The organism is Cupriavidus sp. 8B, assembly GCF_054589115.1.
The window spans coordinates 1-2,633 of sequence record NZ_BAAILO010000602.1; the positions used below are offsets into that span (position 1 = coordinate 1).

Genomic DNA, 2,633 nt, shown 5'->3' on the forward strand with positions numbered 1-2,633 from the left:
AACGGTTTTTTGATGACCGGTCGCGGGCTGACCTCGCCGGGTCCCGGCTCACGCGCCTGCGGCCGCGACCGCTAATCAAAAAACCCTCTGCTCTATCTCCCGCGCGGGACTATGTCCCGTCGCGCACGAGACGGACAGCACGACAGCAACCGGCCGTGCGCAGCGCGGGACATAGGCTCGGCCTACAAGCCCTTTAGGAACGCCAGCAATCGGTCATCCGGCCGAATCGCCCCGGCGTGCCTTTAGGGGGTGTAGTCCTGTTGAGAATCTCCTCCTTCAACGTGAGGTTGGCGTCCAGGTAGGCCTGTGTGGTTTCCACCGATTCGTGACCGAGCCACAGTGCGATTACCGAGGGTTCGACGCCTTCTTGCAGCAGATCCATCGCTGTCGTGTGGCGCTTATATCGTTGGGTATATTAGCGCCACTATATTCCCTTCCGGATTATGTCTCGTAATCGCGTGATGGCGCGTTTTTCAGGTCAAACGGCCGACGCCGGATAGAGATAATCTTGACTCCTTCCACCCGCTCCCCACGCCGGGGAAGGAGGTCATCGTGAAGTACACCGTCCATGATCAGGTCATTCTTTCGCGAGCGCCAGAAGGTCCGCTCGCCGGCTATTTGGCATCCTTTGCTAATGCGATCAGCGCTCAGGGATACAGCGCGAAGTCCATGAAGCAGCAGGTACGAATCGCCGCGTGCTTTAGTCGATGGCTAAAGCAGAAAGGTGTCAGCGTGCAGGACATCTCCTTCGACCACGCAATACGGTATTTGCGCTATCGCGCACGGCATGTCAGACCGTACCTTGGGGATCGGGCTGCACTCAGTCATCTCATCGATTTTATGCGGAGTGAGGGCGTGATTCCTGTCGAGAAGACAGCAACACGTCGGGTGCCGCCGGCTGAGATTTGTGCGCAGGCATACGCGGAATACTTGCGCGATGCTCAGGCTCTCGCCACGGCAACGGTCATTAACTACGTGCCATTCGTCCGCGACTTTCTCCACCATTGTTTCGGTAACGGGACGGCCAACTTATCGCGATTACGTGCCGTGGATGTCGTGGGCTTCGTACAGCTCCATGCACCACGCTTGCATTTGAGGCGAGCTAAGCTTATGACCACCGCGCTGCGCTCTTTTCTACGCTATGTGCGCTATCGCGGCGACGTTACGCTGGATCTGGCTGCCGCCGTTCCTGTCGTCGCCAACTGGTCGATGCCGTCAATTCCTCGAGCGATTTCTGCTGAGCAGACGCGACATTTGCTGGCTAGCATCGATAGACGGACTTCAGTCGGGCTCCGCGACTACGCCATCCTGCTCCTGCTTGCGCGATTGGGGTTACGCTCTGGTGAGGTGGCTTTTCTCGAGCTCGATGATATCGACTGGCGCGCGGGCCAGGTGAGCGTGCGCGGCAAGAGTGGGCAACGCAGCGAGCTACCCTTACCCGCAGACGTCGGCAAGGCGATTGCCGCATATTTGCGGCACGGGCGTCCTCATAGCACCAGTCGGCGCGTATTTTTACGTGCAAGGGCGCCCATCGCAGGCTTTCGTGGACAAAGCGGCATCGGCTCGCTCGTGCGGCATTCGCTTCAGCGCGCTGGCATCGACGCACCCACGATGGGTGCTCATCAGTTTCGCCACGGCTTGGCTACCCAGATGTTGAGCCACGGGGCATCACTCAGCGAGATCGGCGAGGTGTTGGGGCATCGTGATCCACAAACTACAAAGATCTATTCCAAGGTGGACATCAAGGCATTGCGCACACTAGCGTTGCCTTGGCCAGGAGGTGTGCGATGAACACACTTCGCCAAGCCGTTCAGGATTACCTCGATCTGAGGCGCAGCCTGGGATTCAAGCTGAAGGAGGCAGGCAAGGCATTGCCCGATTTCGTAGCGTTCATGGAGCAACATCGTGCTTCCTACGTTACCCAGGCGTTGGCTCTCGCATGGGCTCGACAGCCATCGGATGTCCAGCCCGCGCAATGGGCGCAACGTCTGAGCTATGTACGCCAGTTTGCGCGCCATCGCAGTGCCACCGATCTGCGCACCGAGATACCAGCGCCGGGCTTGTTACCGTTTCAACCGAGGCGGGCTCGACCGTACTTATATTCGGCCGGCGAGATCCGCGCACTATTGCGGGCAGCACTCCAGATGCCATGTCGCTATGAACGGGGTGCCCTGCTTCCGTGGACCTATCATTGTCTGTTCGGATTACTGAGCGTATCGGGAATGCGCCTCGGTGAAGCGCGCAATCTCGAGCTCGATGACGTGGATCTGGCAGCCGGGATATTAACGATCCGCGGCGCGAAGCTAGGCAAGTCGAGACTCCTTCCATTGCATGCCTCGACCTGCAAGGTTCTCGCAAACTATATCGCACGACGCGAGCGTCATTGGGCGGGGAGACCGGTATCTTCGTACCTGTTCGTATCGAGCTGGGGCAACCGGTTGGACAGTGCTCAGATTTATCGTGCTTTCTATGCGTTGTCGCGTCAGATTGGCTTGCGCGGGGAATCCGACAGTCACGGGCCGCGTCTGCACGACATGCGGCATTATTCCGAGTCCCGGATTATTCCGCATACGGATCTCCGGGGCCTGCAATCCCCGGAGAATACGCGGCATGGGGGCGGCGCCAATACGGAA

3 protein-coding genes are annotated in these 2,633 nt (G+C 59.0%); 2 read left to right on the forward strand and 1 reads right to left on the reverse strand.

Features of this window, described 5'->3' with window-relative positions; translation table 11 throughout:
• Positions 1–193: 193 nt before the first annotated feature.
• Positions 194–382, reverse strand: coding sequence for a hypothetical protein (locus ACYP5B_RS49860; RefSeq protein ID WP_459574862.1), 189 nt, complete (start codon positions 380–382; stop codon positions 194–196).
• Positions 383–552: 170 nt separating this feature from the next.
• Between ACYP5B_RS49860 and ACYP5B_RS49865 the strand changes: the two genes are divergently transcribed.
• Both ACYP5B_RS49865 and ACYP5B_RS49870 read left to right on the forward strand, forming a co-directional pair.
• Positions 553–1,791 (forward strand): site-specific integrase, encoded by a 1,239-nt coding sequence (locus ACYP5B_RS49865; protein WP_459574863.1) that lies wholly within the window; start codon positions 553–555, stop codon positions 1,789–1,791.
• Positions 1,788–2,633 (forward strand): tyrosine-type recombinase/integrase (locus tag ACYP5B_RS49870; RefSeq protein ID WP_459574864.1); only part of this gene is annotated, 846 nt, incomplete at its 3' end. The genes ACYP5B_RS49865 and ACYP5B_RS49870, both read left to right, overlap by 4 nt.

Excerpts from the sequence above, each read along its gene's own strand:
- ACYP5B_RS49860 (WP_459574862.1), bottom strand. The coding sequence starts at position 382 with ATGGATCTGCTGCAAGAAGGCGTCGAACCCTCGGTAATCGCACTGTGG.